At 69.9% G+C, this 2,828-nt stretch carries 3 protein-coding genes; all 3 read right to left on the reverse strand.

Annotated elements, in window-relative coordinates:
• Positions 1 to 162 precede the first annotated feature (162 nt).
• Complete coding sequence (locus ACWD3D_RS35620; RefSeq protein ID WP_451464816.1) at positions 163 to 891, reverse strand: SAM-dependent methyltransferase; 729 nt, start codon at positions 889 to 891, stop codon at positions 163 to 165.
• A gap of 390 nt (positions 892 to 1,281) precedes the next feature.
• Positions 1,282 to 1,641: a GH39 family glycosyl hydrolase gene (locus ACWD3D_RS35625; RefSeq protein WP_451464817.1), complete on the reverse strand. Its 360-nt coding sequence runs from the start codon at positions 1,639 to 1,641 to the stop codon at positions 1,282 to 1,284.
• A 138-nt stretch (positions 1,642 to 1,779) separates the two neighbouring features.
• The gene (locus ACWD3D_RS35630; protein WP_451464818.1) at positions 1,780 to 2,826 is read right to left on the reverse strand and encodes a LacI family DNA-binding transcriptional regulator; all 1,047 of its coding nucleotides are present in this window, start codon (positions 2,824 to 2,826) and stop codon (positions 1,780 to 1,782) included.
• Positions 2,827 to 2,828: the final 2 nt, after the last annotated feature.

Below are 2,828 nucleotides of genomic sequence, written 5' to 3' on the forward strand. Positions count from 1 at the left end.
CTCGCCGACCGCGGCCCCGCCGCGGGGGCGGTACCGGCGAGCAGACCTCGGGGGCCGAGGCCGGCCTTTCCCCAGGGACCTGCCGAACAGTAAGCCGTTCACGACCTGAGACCCCTCGGCTGCGGCCTGCGAGCCCTGGTTGCCGCCACCGAAGCGGGACACCTACGCGCGCTCACGCTCGTTCTGGTCTTCGACAGGCCGGTCCGCTGTCCGGCGCGCCCGGACCAGCTGAACAATCACAGAACTCCCTGAATCCGGAGCTCGCAACAAGTCCGACGATTCCACCGCGAATCCGTGGTCGGCCAGCAGGTTCTGCCACACCTGCGGCGTGAGCACCCACATACGTGTGGCAATGGGCTCTTCGTCCCGGAGCCGTATGAACTGGTCACGTGGCACGTCCTCGCAGGCCGGTCCCCGGCCGTCGGCATCCGTGTGCAGGGCGGAGAAGACGAGCGGAGCGGTCGGCAGGAGGCCCTTCCGCAGGGCCGGCAGCAGTTGATGCGGGTCGATGCAGCCGAAGGTGCGGACCGCATAAGCGGCGTCGTAGGGCTCGGCATGTGCCAGATGGTCGGCGACGTCGGCGTGGACGAAGCGCACACCAGGTTCGGCGCCGTGCGCGGTCACGGCACGCAGGTGCTGAGTGGGTGACAGATCGACTCCGTCCACGAGTGCTCCGTGTGCGCGGGCCAGGTGTACGGCATGGTGACCGGGCCCGGAGCCGATGTCGAGCACGTGTTTGCCGCGCAGGTCGCCCAGGACGTCGGCACCTGGGCCGACACCGGGCCAGAACCCCCAGTCGATCCGGTCGGGGACCGGGGGCATGTAGCCACGGTCCAGTTGGCGTTGCCCGTAAACCGTCCAGGGTTCCTCGCTCGGAGAGGATGTCGTCACTGCGCGTCCCTTCCCTGTGATGCGGCTGTCGACTTCCCCGCGCGGGTGCGGCGGCCGGTGTCGCCGAACGTGAGGACGGAGCCGCCGGTCAGGTCGCCGACGAGAGAGGCGGTTCGTCGGCGTAGCGGCCGTCACAGCTGTGGAGGGCGAGGGTGTTCAGTGCCTGTCCAGCGTGGCGTCGTACGGTTCTGGCCGAGCAGCCCAGGACTCGCGCGAGGGGACTCCAAGGCTCGCCCACCGGCCGGCGTGTGTCCCGTTTTTGGGGTAGTTGGCGGGATGGTGCCGCTGTGTGTCCAGAAGGGGTGGTGGGTCTTCCCGTTCCACTGAAGGTGCGAGCGAGCGTCCGCCCCATCTCGCCCCAGGTCGCAAGGGAGTTGCCCGCGTCCTCACTCACGGAGCGGCGTCGGACGAACGCGGGGTTCCCCGCGCGTCCGGAACGCCGACGGGCAGGGACGGGCGAATGGTGTGGCCGTCCACGGGATCTGCGCCCGTCGGGCCGGCCGGTGCCCATGCCGGCACCGTGACACGTCCGTCGCCGTGGCGCGTCACCAGATGGTCCTCACCCCGGGCGAGGACCTGCTCGCCCATTTCGGCCATGAACGCGTACACGTGGTAGGTGGCCTTCTTGACCTGCCGATGCGTCAGCAGACCGAAACCGCCGTGGAACGGCGCGGTGGGGATACCCACCTCCTCGAACACGTCACTGAAGGTCCAGTACGAGAAGGAGTCCGCGAGGCCAACTCCGTTCACCAGCACCGGTGCCGGAAATGCCGCGTCGGGATCACCCCGATACATCCAGTATCGGGGTGCCCCTCCGCCTTACGATCACACGCACCGGACGCCGCCGGACCCGCCCTCCGGGCGGACGGCGCCACTTCGGCACACGCCCTACGCGGGTCCGGTGGAGGCACGGAGGACCAGGTCCGTGGCCAGTTCCATGCGGGCGGGTGACCGGACGCCGGCGTTCTCGCCCCGGGAGAGCTCGATCAGACGTTTGACGGCTGTGGCGCCCAGCTCGGTGCTGGGCTGTCTGACGGTCGTCAGGCCGGGGGTGACGCACTGCGCCTCGGGCAGGTCGTCGAACCCGACGACGCTGATGTCTTGGGGTATCCGCAGGCGCCGCGCCGCCAGCGCGTCGTAGACGCCGAGGGCCATGGAGTCCGCGCAGGCGAAGATACCCGTGATCCCCGGGTCGCCGTCGAGCAGGGTGTGGGTGGCGGACGCCGCCTTGGCACGGTTCCATCCGCCGTGGGCCACTGACACCGTGGTGCTGCCGACGATCGTGGTGTCGGCTGCCGCACGGAAACCGTCGACGCGCGCCCTGCTGAAGAGGTGACGGGAATGACCTGCGACCACCCCCATCCGGGCATGGCCGAGGGACAGGAGATGCTCGGCGGCCATGCGGCCGCCCTCCCAGTTCGCCACTCCGATGCTCGCCACCCCCGAGGGGGGTGTGCTCACGGGGTCGATGAGTACCAGAGGGACACCCGCGGCGAAGAGTGCGCCGAACTGCCGCGACGCGGGATCGACCAACGCCCCGATCACGCCGATGGTGCGCCTTCTCAGCAGCCGCGACACCCAGTCACTGTTCGGCTCGGCGAGCGTCAGGACGACATCGAATCCCGCCGCCGCCGCTTCCCGCCCGACGCCGGCTATCAGCAGGTTCGCCCACGATCCCTCGAAGTGGGTGACCACGAGGTCGAGTACCTGGGAGAGGCCGCTCTCGTCCCGTACGCTCTCGTCCTTGGCCCCGGCCCGGCGGGTGTAGCCGACGGCCCGCACGGCTTCCATGACCTTCGCGCGGGTCTCCGCCGAGACGTCCGTCCCGCCTCGCAGCACCTTGGACATCACCTGGGCATGGGACAACAAGGTGATGTCCACCACGGGTCTCGGTTCCGAGGGCGCCACCGCCGTGCCCCTCGGCACCACCGGCACCA

The sequence above is a fragment of the Streptomyces sp. NPDC002690 genome (assembly GCF_053592415.1).